This window comes from Bacteroides sp. BFG-637, from assembly GCF_024793605.1.
Lineage (GTDB): Bacteria > Bacteroidota > Bacteroidia > Bacteroidales > Bacteroidaceae > Bacteroides > Bacteroides vicugnae.
The window spans coordinates 4,401,233-4,419,745 of sequence record NZ_JANUPD010000002.1; the positions used below are offsets into that span (position 1 = coordinate 4,401,233).

An 18,513-nucleotide genomic window follows, 5' to 3' on the forward strand; every position below is an offset into this window, starting at 1 on the left:
AAACACATTATATGTTACTCACCATATCCTTTATTTTGTTCTAACCAAGGACATTTATTTCGCTCTGTTTGTGGAATAGGCCATAAGTAGTGCCTATTATTCCAACTACGACCTTTATCACGAGATCTTAATTTATCACCAAATGCAGCATAACTAGCAATATCATTGATATCTCTGTCCGATCCTGAAGAGCCATAAGAAGGAACCATATCCGGAGTAGCCTGCTCATATCCATCAGGATATTTGCCTGTAGCCGGATCTACACCTGTTGCTTTCGGATAACCATAAGTGGGTTCAGCATTCTGAATATCACCTGTTCTCCAACGACGCATATCAAATAACATTAATGCCTCTTTGGCTAATTCCACTTTACGTTCACGACGTACAATTTGACGCATTTTTAGTTGATCATTCTCACGTGTCGGATCAACACTTAAGATGCCAGGCATACCTACACGAGCTCTGACGCGATCAATTGCATTTACTACCGTTGCATCTAATTCATTAAGTTCTATTTTTGCTTCGGCATACGTCAAAAGAATCTCTGCAAATCGCATAATCAGGATATTATAGCTCGGATTAGCGTTTGCCTCATCATCAAAATGGTTATATTTCTTCCAGGCAAATCCCACACCACTACTTACATATCCATATTGAGCAACAGCACCCGCATAATCTAAGTTGGCAACCAACTTTTCATTACCGTCTTTATCCCAAGAAGTAGTTTGAGGATTATAAACTTCCATCAAGAATTTCATTTTATTATCTCCACCAGTATTACCGATGATAACGTCATGATGAGTGTAAACTGTTTCTTTTAAACGGGGATCACGACTTTCAAATGGTTTCTTGGGGTTATATCCAGAACCTGTTTCATCAATACGTTTACCATTTTTCATTTCATAGGTATCTACTAACTGTTGAGTAGGAAAACGCCCACTTTGTCCAATCATGCGAACTTGTTCGCCTAGAGACATGTATTGGGTAAATGAATGAATTTGGTTGGAAAACATCATAAACAACATTGTTTCTTTTTTTACGTCTTCTTTTAGTTGCCCTATCCGCGTAAACAGATCTGCATAAGTAGTAGCCAGATCGCGTCCACTTTCATCTATAACTTTTTTAGAAGCTGCTGCTGCAATCTTAAAGTATTCTGTAGCTTTAGCCTGATCTTTTTCACCGTCCATACCAAAACCAAATTTACACCATGAACCGGCATATAAAGCCAATCTGGCTTTCAGTCCTAATGCTACCGATTTATCGACGCGTCCATAATTGGCCGCTGTCCAAGGTAAAATATCAGCAGCTTCGTCCAATGTTTTTAATATATCATCTACAACTTCTTTCCAAGGTGTACGAGAGACTTGTTTTGTTTGTTCCTCTGTGACTGCAGATGTAAAATATGGAATATCACCCCATAAAGAAACTAGTTGAATATAATAATGAGATCTTAAAACCTGAATTTCTGCAAGGTAGGTTTTGGCCTTATCACTTAATTCATTATAAAAAGGTTTAGCTCCATCTAACACAGAATTACATCTTGCTACAGAAGTGTATAGAATAGACCACGTTTGTTCTACTGTGAAATTCGTCCGTAACTCAATATTGCCAACGCCAATAGAACTATTGTCTGCGCGTTCGATACCATAAGGAGTATACATATCCCATAATATACAATAAGGTATACTACTAGTATTACTATGGTCCATCAGTAGACGTTGGTAACACCCATTAGCACCTTGTGCTATTGCACCATCGTTATTGTAAAAGTTGGATGATAAGTATTCACTCATAGGCTCTTTGTCTAAATAGTCACTACAGCCCGCTATCCCTAATGATAATATCAAAGCTCCACTTGCCAGAACCTTGTTATTAAATATATATTTGATTGCTTTTTTCATAATATCTGATTATTTAAAATTTTAAATCAATACCAAACGTAAATGTTTGCATAATGGGGTAGAATTCCCCACCAACAGAGCCGCTATATGCAACCTCCGGGTCATATCCCTTATAGAAATTACTAATAGTAAATAGATTCTGTCCACTAGCATACACTCTCAAGCTACCAATATTTAATTTTTTAGTCCATGAATTAGGCAAAGTATAACCTAAAACAACATTCTTCAAACGACAGTAAGAAGCGTCTCGTACCCATTTATCAGATTTTTGATAGTTAGGACCTGCATTGGCTTCAGGAACCAAAATCGGGTATGCTGCATCTTGATTGTCCGGAGTCCATGAATCCATTTGATGTCTGAAAAGATTTGAACCATTAGCAAAAGGTTTAAGACCAACTCCGCTCATGTAATTTACACGTTGTCCTACTCCTTGGAAAAATGCTGTAAAATCAAAATTTTTCCAACCAGCATTTAATGTTACGCCATATTCAAAGTGTGGGAATGGGTCACCAAGATAAACCATATCCCGAGTATCAATTGTCATAGGATCGGAATCTTCCCCTTGATAAACTTTAACATACTTAACAAATCCCGGGCGTGCATCCCCTAATTTAGGAGAGTTATTGACATCATCCCAGTCCTTATAATATCCGTCAGTCACATATCCCCAAATGCCTTTATTAGGATAACCCTCTACCATTGTTTTATCTTGAGAATTAAGTCCGTTTAGATTGGTAATTTTGTTTCGGTTATCACTTAAAGTAAATGTTACTCCATACGTGAAGTCATTTAATTTATTTTTGTGACTGACACTTACTTCCCAACCCTTGTTGGACATATCTCCTGCATTGGTATACGCCGGACTCATTCCTACATAGTATGGTAATGGAAACTTCATTAACATGTCGTAAATATTTTTGATATAATAATCTGCAGTAACGCTTAACAAACCATTCCACAAACTAAAATCAATACCAAAGTTTATCTGCTTTGATTTTTCCCAACTAATATCCGAATTGGCTAACGTTGTTTGGGCAACACCTGATACTAATTCTTTGTCTGCTTCGTCACCGCCTAAATAGTATCCGTATCCGGTGGCAATGGTTGCAGCGTAAGGATAATTACCGATGTTTTGATTTCCTAAAAGACCATAAGAAGCACGTACTTTTAGAAAGTCAAGTACTTTACGAGTAGGTTTCATGAAATTTTCTTCAGATATGACCCAACCGGCAGATACCGAAGGAAAAAATCCCCATCGATTATCTCTAGTAAAGCGGGAAGAACCATCGTAACGACCATTCACCTCCAGTAAATAGCGCTGTTTATAGTTGTAATTCAAACGAGCATACCACGACATCATAGCCCATGAATTTGCTCCACCTGAAGAAGTTGCAGTTGCAGAATCTCCATTACCTAAATAATAACGTCCTAGATCGAAACCTCTTTTTCCACCAGAGAAGGAAGTACTCAGATTATCTTCTGCCTGGAAGCCGACTAATATTTTTCCATAATGGTCAAAGAATTTATTTTCATATGAAGCTTGTGCACGATAATAATTTCTAACGGTTTCACTCCAACTCTCTGTTAATGAATCATCTGTTGGATATGATCCCATAATTTGGCCTTTTAAAGACGTTGTATATGGGGTTATTAAAGCTCGTTCTCTACTTGTGGATTGACGACGAGAGTATTGTCCTACAAGTTCCAATCCCTTAATAGGAGTTAGAGTTAACGTACCATTTACTACGGCATCCGTGCCTTTGCTTATTTTTTCTCCGCTATCATATGCCTGCGCAGTAGGGTTCATTCCATTTTTTCCATATCCCCAATTTCCATCCAGCTCTCTGGCAGCAGAAAGAGTGGGCAACATATATAAAGACTGATTGATAATCTGTTTAGGAGTACTCAAACCCGGATTTACTTTTTTACCTTGTCTTAATGCTGTTTCAATACTAAACTTAGCCCATGGAAGTATTTGAGCGTCTGCATTTAAACGAAGGTTGGTACGACTATAATTATCATTAGGTATCAAACCATCCTGGTATAAATAAGTACCGGCACCAAAGAAAGTCAGTTTGTCACTACCACCACTAATTGTTACATTATGGTTATGCATGATTGAATGACTTTTCATCGTTTCGTCTTTCCAATCTGTATCATACCTGTTCCAATTATCTGGACGTAATGTTTTTTGTTCTTCTATCTGTTGCAGTTGTTGAGCTCTTTGTGCATCGGATACTGTAATTTCTGCATTATCCCAAGCATTTAGTTCTGCTTGTAAATACTCCCATGCAGCCACCGGTTCGGGCATATTAGTTGGGCGCTGAATTGTCAGATAGCCACTATACGTAGTTGTTATTTTTCCTTTTTGTCCTCTTTTAGTTGTAATAAGGATAACACCGTTAGATGCCCGGGAACCATAAATTGATGCAGAAGCTGCATCTTTCAGAACAGAAATGCTCTCTACTGTATTGGCGTCTACTTGGTCGATACTCATTTCAATTCCATCAACTAAAACCAGCGGATCCGTATTTGAATTAATAGAACCGATACCGCGAATTCGAATAGAACCACCATCACCACCAGGTTCACCGGAAGTTTGCTGAATAGTCACACCGGGCATAGCACCTTGTAAAGCAGTAGATAAGGATGCTACGCTTCTTTTTGTTATAGTTTCAGAACTAACAGAAGATACGGCTCCGGTTAATGTAGCCTTTTTCTGTTTAGCATATCCCACAACTATTGCTTCTTCCAGCTGGATAGCATCAGTCTTCATCTTTACATTTAGTACAGGAGTATTTGCTACTAGTTCTTCTGTCCGATAACCGACATAAGAGAAAACCAATTTACTTCCTTTCTTTACTTCAATAGAATACTTTCCATTAATATCTGAAATTGTTCCTTTAGACGTACCTTCAACAAAGATACTTACTCCTGGCAATACATCGGATTCATCAGAGACAACTCCTTTCACAATTAAATTCTGTGCTTGTATACTGACAGAACTTAGCATTAAAATTAAAAACAGAATTTTTCTCATAATATTAAATTTAGAACTAATTAGGATACTATATTTTTTATTTCTTCTAATGTTTTCCAGCACTGATATAGCCCTCTTGGCACATGGAAACATCCCTTCCATTTTCCACCTTTGAGTGGTAGCAATACTTCTCCTCTTCGGTTCAAGTAGCCATACCATTCAAGATATTCTTGATCTTTGAAATGCTCCCATGTGTAGTCATGTACCTTTTCAAACCATTCCAGACACCGTTTATCTCCGGTCAGTTGATAGCCTTTCAGTAAAGATATCAAGTGTCTCGATATGCACCCACCAGAGCTTTTGATCCCATTCCAATTGTTGAGGAGGACAACCATTACGATCCATAAAATAATAAATGCCCCCATACTCCTTGTCCCAACCATAATCAAGCATTGTGAGAGTGGTCTCTTTGGCTTTCTCTATTAATTCTGGACGATTCAGACGCTTGCCCAGATCCATGATAAACCACATAGCTTCAATGGCATGCCCCGGAGTCACCTGACGGCCTTCAAAACAATCGACCAAATTTCCATCTATGTCCACATTTTCAATAATGATATTACCAAGTTCAGGACGATAGAAAACTTCCATTACTTCATGAATACAAGTATCCATTGTTTCTCTTAGATACGTTTCATCCAATAAATGCTCTATCTCCAGTGCCAGGTTACAGAGGATCATCGGCAGGGCAAAGTTCTTCAGATTACGGGTACCCGGATGAAGCTTGTTCCATTTGCCTTTCGGGTTATCCACTTTGGAAAGGATAATGTCGAAAGTTTTTTTGGCAATATCTGCATATTCCTGATTACCGGTTGCAAGACTCAACTGTCCGAAAGCCATGGTGGCGAATGTATACGAGAATATATTATACGGTTCTACCAATGGTCTACCCAAACGATCAAGGGAAAAATACCAGTTATAGTTACCATTATGTCCATATTTTTTTAGGAACTCACCACCTTGAACGGCACAATCCAGCCATTCCTTGCGTTTTTCCACTTTATTGTAAAGCATGGAAAACATCCATACTTCACGACATTGAAGCCAAATAAACTTATCCGTATCGAACACTTTTCCTTCACGGTCCAGGCAGGTGAAGTAACCACCATATTCATGGTCTTGGGAGTGTTCAAGCCAGAAAGGAAGAACATTATTCATCAGTTCATTCCTGATATAGATTCGCCAATTTCTTGAAATCCATACCATTATTTCCATTATAGATCGGTATAGGCAATCCAACGGTTGAAGAAATGTCTGTTGAATAACCAACGTAGTTTTTACTATCCATATTTCTCATTTGTTAGTTGATTAATTATAAGGTCTTTTTGTTTTACTATTCCGAACGGGTCCAATATCTTTCAATCTCCTCCAGTGACTTCCCGGTAGTCTCCGGCACGAGTTTCCAGACAATCAGCATATATGGCACGCACATGAGGGCGAACAGGAAGAATGTTCCGGCGGGGGTAAGGTTCTGGAGCATCCAGGGGGTCAACTGTCCGATCAGGTACGTTCCGATCCAGAGAGCGAATCCTGCTATCGACATGGCCAGTCCGCGAACCTTGGTGGGATACATCTCCGAGAGGAGCACGAACACCACAGCGCAGATAGACACGGCACAACAGAATACATAGAACAGGAAGAAAATAAGCAGGAAGAGGCTGGATACTCCCAGGGAATCTCCGAAGAGGAAGTACAGGCCGATGAGAATCAGAGAAACAACCATTCCCGAAACTCCGTAATAAACCAGCTTCTTGCGGCCTACCTTATCAATGATGACAAGAGCCAGAACGGTGGTCAAGGTGTTGACTAGTCCTACCAGAACTTGGTAAAATGAAAGTTAACTGTTTGCATAGCTGTATTATGGTAGAAAAGTTTTATCTTTATCGCGTTAAACTAACTAATACCCCCATTATGAGAAGAATTTTTTATTTACTTTTCCTTGTCTTATTAGGCTATTCTTTTGACGTAAAAGCTTCAGACACAGTGTTTATTCATGAAACACAAATCCCGGTTTTGATAGAGCGGCAGGACAATGTTCTGTTCTATATCCGGTTGGATGTAAAGGAAAGCAAGATGCTCGATGAAGTAGTTTTAGATTTCAGTAAAAGTACCAATTTAGCGGATGTTCAGGCAATCAAACTCTATTATGGAGGAACAGAGGCCTTACAAGATCAAAACAAAAATCGCTTTGCCCCTGTAGAGTACATATCCAGCCATCGACCGGGTGCGACATTGGCGGCTAATCCTTCCTATTCCATAAAATGTGCAGAGGTCGGACCATCAGAAAAAGTCGTATTAAGAGGTAATTACAATTTATTTCCAGGTGTCAACTTTTTTTGGATCAGTTTGCAGATGAAAACAGATGCCTCTTTGCATACTAAAGTAGTCTCTGATTTACGTGCTGTAAAAGTGGACGGGAAAGAACTCTATTGTAAATCTATTTCTCCGAAGAATGTTACTCACCGGATGGCAGTCGGAGTCCGTCATGCCGGTAATGATGGTTCTGCTTCCTTCCGTATTCCCGGATTGGTGACAACCAATAAAGGAACATTATTGGGAGTGTACGATGTCCGATATAATAGTAGTGTCGATTTACAGGAATATGTAGATGTGGGTTTAAGTCGTAGCACTGACGGAGGGAAGAGCTGGGAGAAGATGCGTCTTCCGCTTTCATTTGGTGAGTACGGTGGTTTACCTAAAGCACAGAATGGGGTAGGAGATCCCTCTATTTTGGTAGATACCCAAACGAATACCGTCTGGGTGGTTGCCGCATGGACTCATGGTATGGGTAATCAACGTGCCTGGTGGAGCTCCCATCCGGGAATGGATATAAACCATACCGCACAGCTGGTATTGGCAAAGAGCACAGACGATGGTAAAACCTGGTCGAAACCGATCAATATAACAGAACAGGTAAAAGACCCCTCCTGGTATTTTCTGCTTCAAGGTCCCGGACGAGGAATAACGATGAGCGACGGTACATTAGTCTTTCCAACACAGTTTATCGACTCTACCCGTATCCCGAATGCAGGAATCATGTATAGTAAAGATCGGGGAAAAACATGGAAAATGCATCATCCGGCACGGACTAATACGACGGAAGCACAAGTTGCTGAAATAGAACCGGGAGTATTAATGCTGAATATGCGTGATAATAGAGGAGGAAGCCGTGCTGTCGCCCTAACCAAAGATTTGGGAAAAACCTGGACAGAACATCCGTCTTCACGTAAGGCACTTCAGGAACCGGTATGTATGGCCAGCTTGATTCATGTCGATGCCAAGGACAACGTTTTGAATAAAGACCTCCTGTTGTTTTCAAATCCGGATACGACTAAAGGGCGCAATCATATAACAATAAAAGCAAGTCTGGATAAAGGATTTACCTGGTTGCCCGAACATCAAATCATGCTCGACGAAGCAGAAGGATGGGGATATAGTTGCCTGACGATGATTGATAAAGAGACAATCGGTATTCTATATGAGAGCAGTGTGGCACACATGACTTTTCAGACGGTGAAATTAACAGATTTGTTAGGAGTGAAATGATAGATATAATAGCGGTTAAACTATCTGGTATGATAAAAGAATAAAGCCGTATATTTATCGTAGCATGCAAAAACAACATATTTTGTTAAATTATCAGTGAAATTTGCTGAAAAAACAATATCTTTGAATCCGTTAATATCTAATGCCCCCACTATGATGATTAATTTGATCGGAAAAAAGGCTCAAATAGCATGTGGATTACTATGCTGTTGCAGTATGGCATATGCACAGAGCAATGACAATTCCGAAGTTGTCGTTCTAAATACAGGTTGGGAATTTTCCCAGGCAGGAACAGAGCTGTGGCAATCGGCACAGGTTCCGGGCACCGTTCATCAGGACCTTATCTACCATAAACAAATACCCGATCCTTTTTATGGCATCAATGAACAAAAGATTCAGTGGGTGGAAAATGAAGACTGGGAATACCGGACTGCTTTTACAGTTACCCCCGAACAACTGAAACGGGATGACGCCCAATTGGTTTTTGAAGGCCTTGACACATACGCCGATGTATACCTCAATGGAGCACTGTTGCTGAAAGCCGATAACATGTTTGTCGGCTATACCATACCCGTCAAGTCCCAACTCCGTATCGGAGAAAACCTTCTTCACATCTATTTTCATTCCCCCATCCGGCAGACACTGCCTCAATATAACTCGAACGGATTCAACTATCCGGCAGACAACGACCATCACGACAAACATTTAAGCGTATTCTCCCGTAAAGCCCCTTACAGCTATGGCTGGGATTGGGGAATCCGCATGGTGACCAGCGGCATCTGGCGTCCGGTGACCATCCGTTTTTATGACGCAGCTTCTATCAGTGACTACCATGTAAAGCAACTCGCACTGACCGACCAGCTCGCAAACCTGTCTAATGAGTTAGAAATAAACAACATACTCCCCCGCCCACTTCAGGCAGAGGTGAGAATCAATACCTCATTCGAAGGAAGTGCAGAAAAAAGCATCAGCCAGGCAATCACCTTACAGCCCGGAATCAATCATGTTTCCATACCTTCCGAAGTGGCATCCCCCGTACGTTGGATGCCGAATGGATGGGGAAAGCCCGCCCTGTATGATTTCTCCGCTCAAATCATAGTAGAAGATAAAGTCGTAGCCGAGCAATCGCACCGGATAGGACTGCGTACCGTTCGCCTCGTTAATGAAAAAGATAAAGACGGAGAATCCTTCTATTTTGAAGTAAACGGTGTACCGATGTTTGCCAAAGGAGCCAATTACATCCCCCAGGATGCACTCTTGACTAACGTCACTACCGAACGCTACCAAACCTTATTCCGCGACATCCGCGAAGCGAACATGAATGTCATTCGTGTATGGGGAGGTGGGACGTACGAAGATGATCGCTTCTATGACCTGGCAGATGAAAACGGAATACTGGTGTGGCAAGACTTCATGTTTGCCTGCACTCCCTATCCGTCCGACCCCACCTTCCTGAAAAGGGTAGAGGCGGAAGCCTGCTATAATATCCGTCGCCTTCGCAATCATGCTTCCCTGGCGATGTGGTGCGGCAATAACGAAATACTGGAAGCCTTAAAATATTGGGGATTCGACAAGAACTTCCCGCCCGAAATCTATCAGGAAATGTTTCGAGGCTACGACAAACTGTTCCATCAGCTCCTTCCTGCCAAGGTGAAGGAACTGGATGCCGACCGTTTCTACATACACAGCTCCCCATATTTTGCCAACTGGGGACGTCCCGAATCCTGGGGGATAGGAGACAGCCATAACTGGGGAGTCTGGTATGGTCAAAAAACATTCGAGTCACTCGATACAGACCTGCCCCGTTTCATGAGCGAATTCGGTTTCCAGTCCTTCCCGGAAATGAAGACCATCTCCACTTTCGCCGCTCCGGAAGATTATCAGATAGAATCGGAAGTGATGAATGCTCATCAGAAAAGCAGCATCGGCAACGCCCTGATTCGTACCTACATGGAGCGCGACTATATCATCCCCGAAAAATTTGAAGACTTTGTCTATGTCGGACTAGTGCTGCAAGGACAAGGAATGCGTCACGGACTGGAAGCGCACCGCCGGAACCGTCCTTACTGTATGGGCACCCTGTATTGGCAACTGAATGACAGCTGGCCGGTAGTATCTTGGTCGAGTATCGACTATTATGGTAACTGGAAAGCCCTGCATTACCAAGCCAAACGAGCCTTTGCTCCAATTCTCATCAATCCTATCCGGCAGAACGACAGCCTCAGTATCTACCTGATTTCCGACTGTCCGGACACCAAAGACCACCTGACGTTGGAAATGAAAGTAACAGACTTTGACGGAAAGAAACAAGGCAAGCCGATACGACTCAACACATTGTCAGTTCCGGCTAACACTTCCCAATGTGTGTACCGTATAAAACCCGATATCTGGCTATCACCGGAAGAACAGCAACGCTGTTTCATGCAACTGACCCTGAAAGACAAGGCAGGAAATACTCTTGCCGAAACCGTATACTTCTTTAGAAAAACAAAAGACCTGCTTCTGCCTGAAACAACCGTTTCCTGCAAGATGAAACAGAAAGACGGCATGTGTGAACTGACATTGTTTTCTCCCACTCTTGCAAAAGATGTCTTTATTGAAATCCCATTGCAGGGAGCCCGTTTCAGCGACAACTTTTTCGACCTTCTTCCCGGGGAACGTAAAACGGTCGTCATCACTTCTCCCCAAATAAAGAAAGGAGAGGAGCTGCCCTTGACAATCAAACATATTCGTGAAACTTATAATTAATCTATTAATAACTTAACACCTAATTTTTTAGTTTATGAAACAACTCTTTAAATTAACCGGATGTCTGGCACTAGCAGGACTTTTTGCCTCTTGCCAATCGGCGCAACAGGAAGCCAACTACCAGATCATCCCCATGCCACAAGAGATTGTAACCGCTCAAGGAAGTCCCTTCATCCTGAAGAGCAGTGTGAAGATTCTCTATCCGGAAGGAAACGAGAAGATGCAACGCAACGCACAATTTCTGGCAGACTACCTGAAAACGGCTACCGGAAAAGATTTCGCCATTGAAGCCGGAACAGAAGGTAAAAACGCAATCATACTGGCATTAGGCACGGAGAACGAAAATCCGGAATCCTACCAGATGAAAGTTACCGGTGACGGAATTACGATTACCGGTCCTACGGAAGCCGGTGTATTCTATGGCATCCAGTCCCTGCGCAAATCATTGCCTGTGGCTGTCGGTGCGGATATTGCCATGCCAGCCGTAGAAATCAATGACGCTCCCCGCTTTGGCTATCGTGGCGCGCATTTCGATACCAGCCGTCATTTCTTTACTGTGGACGAAATAAAGACCTACATCGACATGCAGGCTTTGCATAACATGAACCGCCTCCACTGGCATATCACCGACGATCAAGGCTGGCGTCTGGAAATCAAAAAATACCCGAAACTGACTGAAATCGGTGCTAACAGAACAGAAACAGTCATCGGACGTAACTCCGGCGAATACGACGGCAAACCTTACGGTGGATTCTACACCCAGGAACAAGCCAAAGAAATCGTAGATTATGCAGCCGAACGCTACATCACCGTTGTTCCCGAAATCGACCTTCCGGGACACATGCAAGCTGCCCTTGCTGCTTACCCTGAACTGGGTTGTACCGGTGGTCCGTACGAAGTATGGAGACAATGGGGTGTATCCGAAGATGTGCTATGCGCCGGAAACGACCAGGTCTTGAAATTCCTGGAAGATGTCTATGGTGAATTGATTGAAATCTTCCCGTCAGAATATATTCATGTAGGTGGTGACGAATGTCCGAAAGTAAGATGGGAAAAATGTCCGAAATGCCAGGCACGTATCAAAGCATTGGGACTGAAGTCAGATCAGAACCACAGCAAAGAAGAACGTTTGCAGAGCTTTGTCATCAACCATATTGAGAAATTCCTGAACGACCATGGACGTCAAATCATCGGTTGGGATGAAATCCTCGAAGGCGGACTTGCTCCGAATGCTACCGTGATGTCATGGCGTGGTGAGAAAGGTGGTATCGAAGCTGCGAAGCAGAAACACGATGTCATCATGACACCGAACACCTACCTGTATTTCGACTACTACCAAGCTAAAGACGTAGAAAACGAACCGTTCGGTATCGGTGGTTATCTGCCCATGGAAAGAGTGTATAGCTACGAGCCGATGCCGGCTTCTCTTACTCCCGAAGAACAGAAATACATCAAGGGAGTGCAAGCCAACCTCTGGACAGAATACATCGCTACTTTCCCACATGCACAATACATGGTATTGCCTCGTTGGGCTGCTTTGTGTGAAATTCAGTGGTCCAGCCCCGAAAAGAAAAACTATGCCGACTTCCTGTCCCGTCTTCCACAACTGATTAAGTGGTACGATGCAGAAGGATACAATTACGCTAAACACGTATTTGACGTACAAGCCGAGTTTGACCCGAATCCGGCAGAAGGAACAATGGACGTTACCCTGTCTACCATCGACGGTGCTCCTATTTACTATACGTTAGACGGCACAGAACCTACTGCCACTTCCCCCGTTTACGAAGGAGTATTGAAAATTAAGGAAAATGTCACCCTGTCCGCTAAAGCCATCCGTCCCAACGGCGAAAGCAAGACTGTGACGGAGAAGATTGATTTCAGCAAATCCAGCATGGAAGCCGATTGTAGCCAATCAGCCTATTAATGAACAATACCTGTTCAAAGGAGCTTCCACTTTGGTAGACGGTCTGAAAGGAAATAGCAGCTACAGGTCAGGTCGTTGGATCGCTTTCAACGGAAATGACATGGATATGACTATCGACCTCCAGCAACCTACTGAAATCTCAAGCGTGGCAATCTCTACCAATGTAGCAAAAGGAGACTGGGTATTTGATGCCAGAAACCTGTCCGTAGAAACTTCAGATGATGGCAAGAACTTCAAAAAGATTGCTTCCGAAGAATACCCGGAGATGAAAGAGACAGACAAAGACGGAATCGTTGAGCATAAACTAACCTTTGATCCTGTGACCACCCAATACGTGAGAGTCATTGCTTCACCGGAGAAATCACTTCCGGCATGGCATGGAGGAAAAGGTAAAAACGCATTTTTATTTGTAGACGAAATCAAAATTGATTAATGAATATAAGAAAAGAATACCCTAAAGTTTGTCTTTTCTTATGGATATTGGGGATGTGCTTCCATGCACATCCCATTCTGGCACAGTCCGTCATACCTGTCCCATTAAAAATGGAGCAGGGGACGGGCTCTTTTTTACTATCAGAAAAGACTAAACTTTATACAAACCTGCAAGGTGGAGAAGCGGAACTCTGGGAGAATTACCTGAAAGCATTGCCTGTTCAATTGAAAGAAGCGAGAATGAAAGACAGGAAACAGATGCTTTTCTTATTGATAACCCCCAAGACCCCCCAATTGCCATCACCGGAAAGCTACACACTCTCCGTCACCCCTCAACGAATTGAGATCCGGGCAACTTCGGGAGCCGGATTATTCTATGGAATGCAAACCCTGTTACAGCTGATGCAACCGGCGGGCACAGGCAGCTATTCCGTAGCCTCTGTCGAGATAGAAGACACCCCGCGTTTTGCTTACCGCGGACTGATGCTGGACGTATCCCGCCATTTCTCTACCAAAGAGTTTATAAAGAAGCAGATAGACGCATTGGCATATTACAAAATCAACCGTTTGCACCTGCATCTGACCGATGCGGCAGGCTGGCGGCTTGAAATTAAGAAATATCCTTTACTGACCGATTTTGCAGCTTGGCGTACAGACCCCACCTGGAAGAAATGGTGGAACGGCGGACGTAAATACCTCCGTTACGATGAACCCGGAGCTTCCGGAGGCTATTACACCCAGGACGATATTCGTGAAATACTGGCATACGCCCGTCAGCACTACATCACCGTGATTCCGGAGATTGAAATGCCTTCCCATTCGGAAGAAGTGCTGGCTGCCTACCCGCAGCTATCCTGTTCGGGAGAACCTTACAAGAACTCCGATTTCTGTGTCGGCAATGAAGAAACTTTCACCTTTCTGGAGAATGTACTGACGGAAGTTATGGAACTTTTCCCTTCCGAATACATTCATGTAGGAGGTGATGAGGCCGGCAAATCGGCTTGGAAGACCTGTCCGAAATGTCAGAAGAGAATGAAAGACGAGCATCTGGCCAATGTAGACGAGCTGCAAAGCTATCTGATACACCGTATCGAAAAGTTCCTCAACAATCACGGACGCCGTCTCTTGGGATGGGACGAGATTCTGCAAGGAGGCATTGCGCCCAATGCAACCGTCATGTCATGGCGTGGAGAAGAGGGTGGTATCGCTGCCGTCACCTCCGGCCATCATGCCATCATGACGCCGGGTGCATACTGTTATCTGGACAGCTATCAGGACGCCCCATACTCCCAGCCGGAAGCTATCGGCGGCTACCTGCCATTGAAGAAAGTATATGCCTACGATCCTATTCCCGCTTCCTTAACTGCGGAGCAGGCAAAGTTAGTCTACGGTGTGCAGGGCAACCTATGGGTGGAATATATCCCCACTCCCGAACACGTGGAATATATGATTTACCCTCGTATACTGGCATTGGCGGAAGTAGCCTGGTCGGCTCCGGAACGTAAGTCATGGTCCGATTTCCATACCCGTGCACTGTCAGCAGTGGCCGATTTACAGAAAAAAGGATACCATCCTTTCGATTTGAGCAAAGAAATCGGCAGCCGTCCCGAATCTCTTCAACCAGTCAGCCATTTGGCACTCGGTAAAAAAGTGATCTATAACTCCCCCTACAGCCCCCATTATCCCGCACAAGGCAACACAGCCCTGACAGACGGCATACGTGGTGACTGGACTTATGGTGATGGTTCATGGCAAGGATTTATCTCGGACAACCGTCTCGATGTGACGATTGATATGGAAAAAGAAACCCCTATCCATTCCGTCACCGCCGCTTTTATGCAAGTGGTCGGCGCGGAAGTATTCCTGCCGGAGACAGTGATTATTTCCATTTCCGATGATGGAATTAACTTCACGGAGCTGCAAAAACAACACTTTGAAGTAAGTAAAGAAACACCCATCCGTTTTACGGATATTTCATGGCAGGGAGAAGCCAAAGGAAGATACGTACGTTATCAGGCACAGGCCGGAAGCGAACTCGGAGGCTGGATATTTACGGATGAGATAATCGTGAAATAGACATTGTCAATATCATTTATGAATAAAAGAGGGAATCTACTCAACCAGATTCCCTCTTTTATTGTTATATTTGTATTATTACCTTAAAAACTAAGAATATGGTACAACACGCTAGACTCATTTTCTACAGCCTTCTTCTTCTGGTAATCCCGTGCGAGAGCACCTTGGCGCAGAAGATTCCCGTCACGCCCATAGACTCATTGATAACTGTTGGATATGCCACCGGAAGTTTGAAAAACCTCTCCGGTTCCGTAGAGAAGATTACGGAGACACAGATGAATAAAGACCAGATAACGAACCCTTTGGAAGCAATCCGCGGACGTGTGCCGGGTTTGACCATCCAACGCGGATCAAACGGTCCGGCAGCCTTGGATGCGGTACGCCTGCGGGGAACCACCTCACTGACCAGTGGCAACGACCCTTTGATAATTGTTGACGGAGTATTTGGCGACTTGAGTATGCTCACCTCCATTTACCCTACGGATATTGAGAGCTTCACCATTCTGAAAGACGCTTCCGAAACCGCACAATACGGTTCACGAGGAGCTTCCGGTGTGATTGAGGTCACCACCAAAAAAGGAATGAGCGGCAGAACACAGGTAGCCTACAACGGTAGCTTCGGAGTTTCCACCGTCTACAAGAATCTGAAAATGCTGTCCGGCGATGAATTCCGTCGTGTGGCTTCGGAGCGTGGCATTTCCATTCTGGACAAAGGAAATAACACCGATTTTCAGAAAGAGATTGAACAGACAGGACTGCAACAAAACCATCACGTCGCCTTTTATGGTGGTTCCAGTGAATCCAGCTATCGTGTTTCCCTCGGTTTCATGGACCGTCAGGGAGTGATTCTGAATGAAGACATGAAAAACTTCACTTCGAATATGAACATGAATCAGCAGATGTTCGACGGCTTCCTGAACTGCGAGCTGGGAATGTTCGGTTCCATTCAGAAGAATCATAATCTGGTGGATTATCAGAAAACGTTCTATTCGGCAGCCACATTCAACCCCACCTATCCCAACCATAAAGACCCCGTCACCAATTCCTGGGACGGAATAACGACCGCCAGCCAAATCACCAATCCATTGGCATGGATGGAAGTGCAGGATGATGATGCCACTTCGCACATCAGCACGCACGCCCGTCTGACTTTCAATCTGCTGGAAGGACTGAAACTAAACCTCTTCGGCGCCTATACCTATAATATCGTGGAAAATTCGCAATACCTCCCCACCTCCGTCTGGGCGAACGGTCAGGCTTACAAAGGAACCAAAAAGCGAGAATCCTTGTTGGGCAACATGATGCTGACCTATAAGAAAAACTGGAAAAAACATTTCTTTGACGTGCTGGCACTTGCCGAACTTCAAAAAGAAACCTACACGGGATATTATACGACAGTAAGCAATTTCAGCACCGACAAATTCGGGTATAATAATCTTCAGGCAGGCGCACTCCGCTTGTGGGAAGGCACTAATTCATACTACGACCAACCCCGTCTGGCATCCTTCATGGGACGTTTCAACTATACATATGCCGACCGCTACGTATTGACGCTGAACGCCCGTACAGATGCTTCCTCCAAATTCGGAGCGAACCATAAATGGGGATTCTTCCCCTCCGCATCTGCCGCATGGGTGATTAGTGAGGAAGAATTTATGAAGCACTTGCCGATGGTAGACAATCTGAAATTCCGTATCGGCTATGGTCTGGCAGGCAATCAGAGCGGGATTGACTCATACACTACATTGAACCTTGTAAAGCCGAACGGTGTAGTCCCCGTCGGAAACTCCGCCGTCGTATCTTTAGGAGACTTGCGGAACACGAATCCCGACCTGAAATGGGAAGTGAAACATACCTTTAATACCGGTATCGACGTAGCTCTTTTCGGCAACCGCCTGCTGCTTTCCACCAACTATTACAACTCCCGAACCACAGACATGCTTTACCTTTACAACGTAAGCGTACCGCCTTTCACCTATAACACCTTGCTTGCCAACATCGGTTCCATGCGTAACTGGGGTACGGAAATCGCCATCGGCATCACCCCTTTGAAGACGAAGGATATGGAACTGAATATCAATGCCAATATCACTTTCCAGCGCAACAAACTGCTCTCTTTAAGCGGTATGCACAATGGTGAAATGCTTTCTGCCCCCGAATATAAAAGTCTTGCCGGCCTCGACGGAGCCGGCTTTCACGGAGGATACAACCATATCGTATATCAGATGGTGGGTCAACCGTTGGGCGTGTTCTATCTTCCCCACAGTACAGGACTCGAATCCGACGGAAACGGTGGATACACCTATGGCATCGCCGACCTGAATGGCGGAGGTGTCAGCCTTGAAGATGGTGAAGACCGCTACGTGGCAGGACAAGCCGTACCTAAAACGATTCTTGGCTCCAACATCAGTTTCCGCTACAAGCGTTTCGACCTGTCTTTGCAGATTAACGGAGCTTTCGGACATAAAATCTACAACGGAACTTCCCTGACCTATATGAACATGAATATATTTCCCGACTATAACGTAATGAAGAAAGCCCCGAAACAGAACATCAAGGATCAAACCGCCACCGACTATTGGTTGGAAAAAGGAGATTATGTCAACTTCGACTATGTGACGCTGGGTTGGAACGTGCCGATTGAGAAAGTGCAGAAACTGAAGAAATATGTCCGTTCCCTGCGTCTGGCATTTACAGTCAACAACCTGGCAACCATTTCCGGTTATTCGGGACTTTCACCCATGATTAACAGTTCCACGGTGAACTCCACTTTAGGCGTGGATGATAAACGGGGATATCCGTTGGCGCGGACGTACACATTGGGATTGAGTATTAACTTTTAA

The 18,513-nt window shown here is 43.9% G+C and carries 6 protein-coding genes and 3 pseudogenes; 5 read left to right on the top strand and 4 right to left on the bottom strand.

Going from position 1 to position 18,513, the window contains the following annotated elements; all coding sequences use genetic code 11:
• Window positions 1-14: 14 nt before the first annotated feature.
• The 4 genes and pseudogenes from NXX38_RS17075 to NXX38_RS17090 all read right to left on the bottom strand — a co-directional run.
• The gene (locus tag NXX38_RS17075; protein ID WP_258977632.1) at window positions 15-1,901 is read right to left on the bottom strand and encodes a RagB/SusD family nutrient uptake outer membrane protein; all 1,887 of its coding nucleotides are present in this window, start codon (window positions 1,899-1,901) and stop codon (window positions 15-17) included.
• 13 nt (window positions 1,902-1,914) lie between these two features.
• The gene (locus NXX38_RS17080) at window positions 1,915-4,914 is read right to left on the bottom strand and encodes a TonB-dependent receptor (protein WP_309600947.1); all 3,000 of its coding nucleotides are present in this window, start codon (window positions 4,912-4,914) and stop codon (window positions 1,915-1,917) included.
• A gap of 47 nt (window positions 4,915-4,961) precedes the next feature.
• Window positions 4,962-6,142: pseudogene (locus NXX38_RS17085) on the bottom strand (AGE family epimerase/isomerase).
• Between the two features lie 132 nt (window positions 6,143-6,274).
• A pseudogene (locus NXX38_RS17090) lies at window positions 6,275-6,772 on the bottom strand (MFS transporter); the annotation flags it as partial.
• An 80-nt stretch (window positions 6,773-6,852) separates the two neighbouring features.
• Here NXX38_RS17090 and NXX38_RS17095 point away from each other — a divergent pair.
• From NXX38_RS17095 to NXX38_RS17115, 5 genes and pseudogenes are all read left to right on the top strand, one after another.
• Window positions 6,853-8,487 carry a sialidase family protein gene (locus NXX38_RS17095; RefSeq protein WP_234132276.1) on the top strand — a complete coding sequence of 545 codons (1,635 nt, stop codon included), beginning with the start codon at window positions 6,853-6,855 and terminating at the stop codon, window positions 8,485-8,487.
• A 153-nt stretch (window positions 8,488-8,640) separates the two neighbouring features.
• Window positions 8,641-11,235, top strand: coding sequence for a glycosyl hydrolase 2 galactose-binding domain-containing protein (locus NXX38_RS17100; protein ID WP_258981981.1), 2,595 nt, complete (start codon window positions 8,641-8,643; stop codon window positions 11,233-11,235).
• A 34-nt stretch (window positions 11,236-11,269) separates the two neighbouring features.
• Window positions 11,270-13,595: pseudogene (locus tag NXX38_RS17105) on the top strand (family 20 glycosylhydrolase).
• A complete protein-coding gene (locus NXX38_RS17110) occupies window positions 13,595-15,670 on the top strand; it encodes a family 20 glycosylhydrolase (RefSeq protein WP_148367939.1) in 2,076 nt (691 codons plus the stop codon). Before NXX38_RS17105 ends, NXX38_RS17110 begins: the two are co-directional and overlap by 1 nt.
• Before the next feature lie 98 nt (window positions 15,671-15,768).
• Window positions 15,769-18,513: a SusC/RagA family TonB-linked outer membrane protein gene (locus NXX38_RS17115; protein WP_234132272.1), complete on the top strand. Its 2,745-nt coding sequence runs from the start codon at window positions 15,769-15,771 to the stop codon at window positions 18,511-18,513.

Coding starts and splice junctions, on each gene's coding strand:
- NXX38_RS17075 (WP_258977632.1), bottom strand. CDS start 1,901: ATGAAAAAAGCAATCAAATATATATTTAATAACAAGGTTCTGGCAAGT.
- NXX38_RS17080 (WP_309600947.1), bottom strand. CDS start 4,914: ATGCTAAGTTCTGTCAGTATACAAGCACAGAATTTAATTGTGAAAGGA.
- NXX38_RS17095 (WP_234132276.1), top strand. CDS start 6,853: ATGAGAAGAATTTTTTATTTACTTTTCCTTGTCTTATTAGGCTATTCT.
- NXX38_RS17100 (WP_258981981.1), top strand. CDS start 8,641: ATGATGATTAATTTGATCGGAAAAAAGGCTCAAATAGCATGTGGATTA.
- NXX38_RS17110 (WP_148367939.1), top strand. CDS start 13,595: ATGAATATAAGAAAAGAATACCCTAAAGTTTGTCTTTTCTTATGGATA.
- NXX38_RS17115 (WP_234132272.1), top strand. CDS start 15,769: ATGGTACAACACGCTAGACTCATTTTCTACAGCCTTCTTCTTCTGGTA.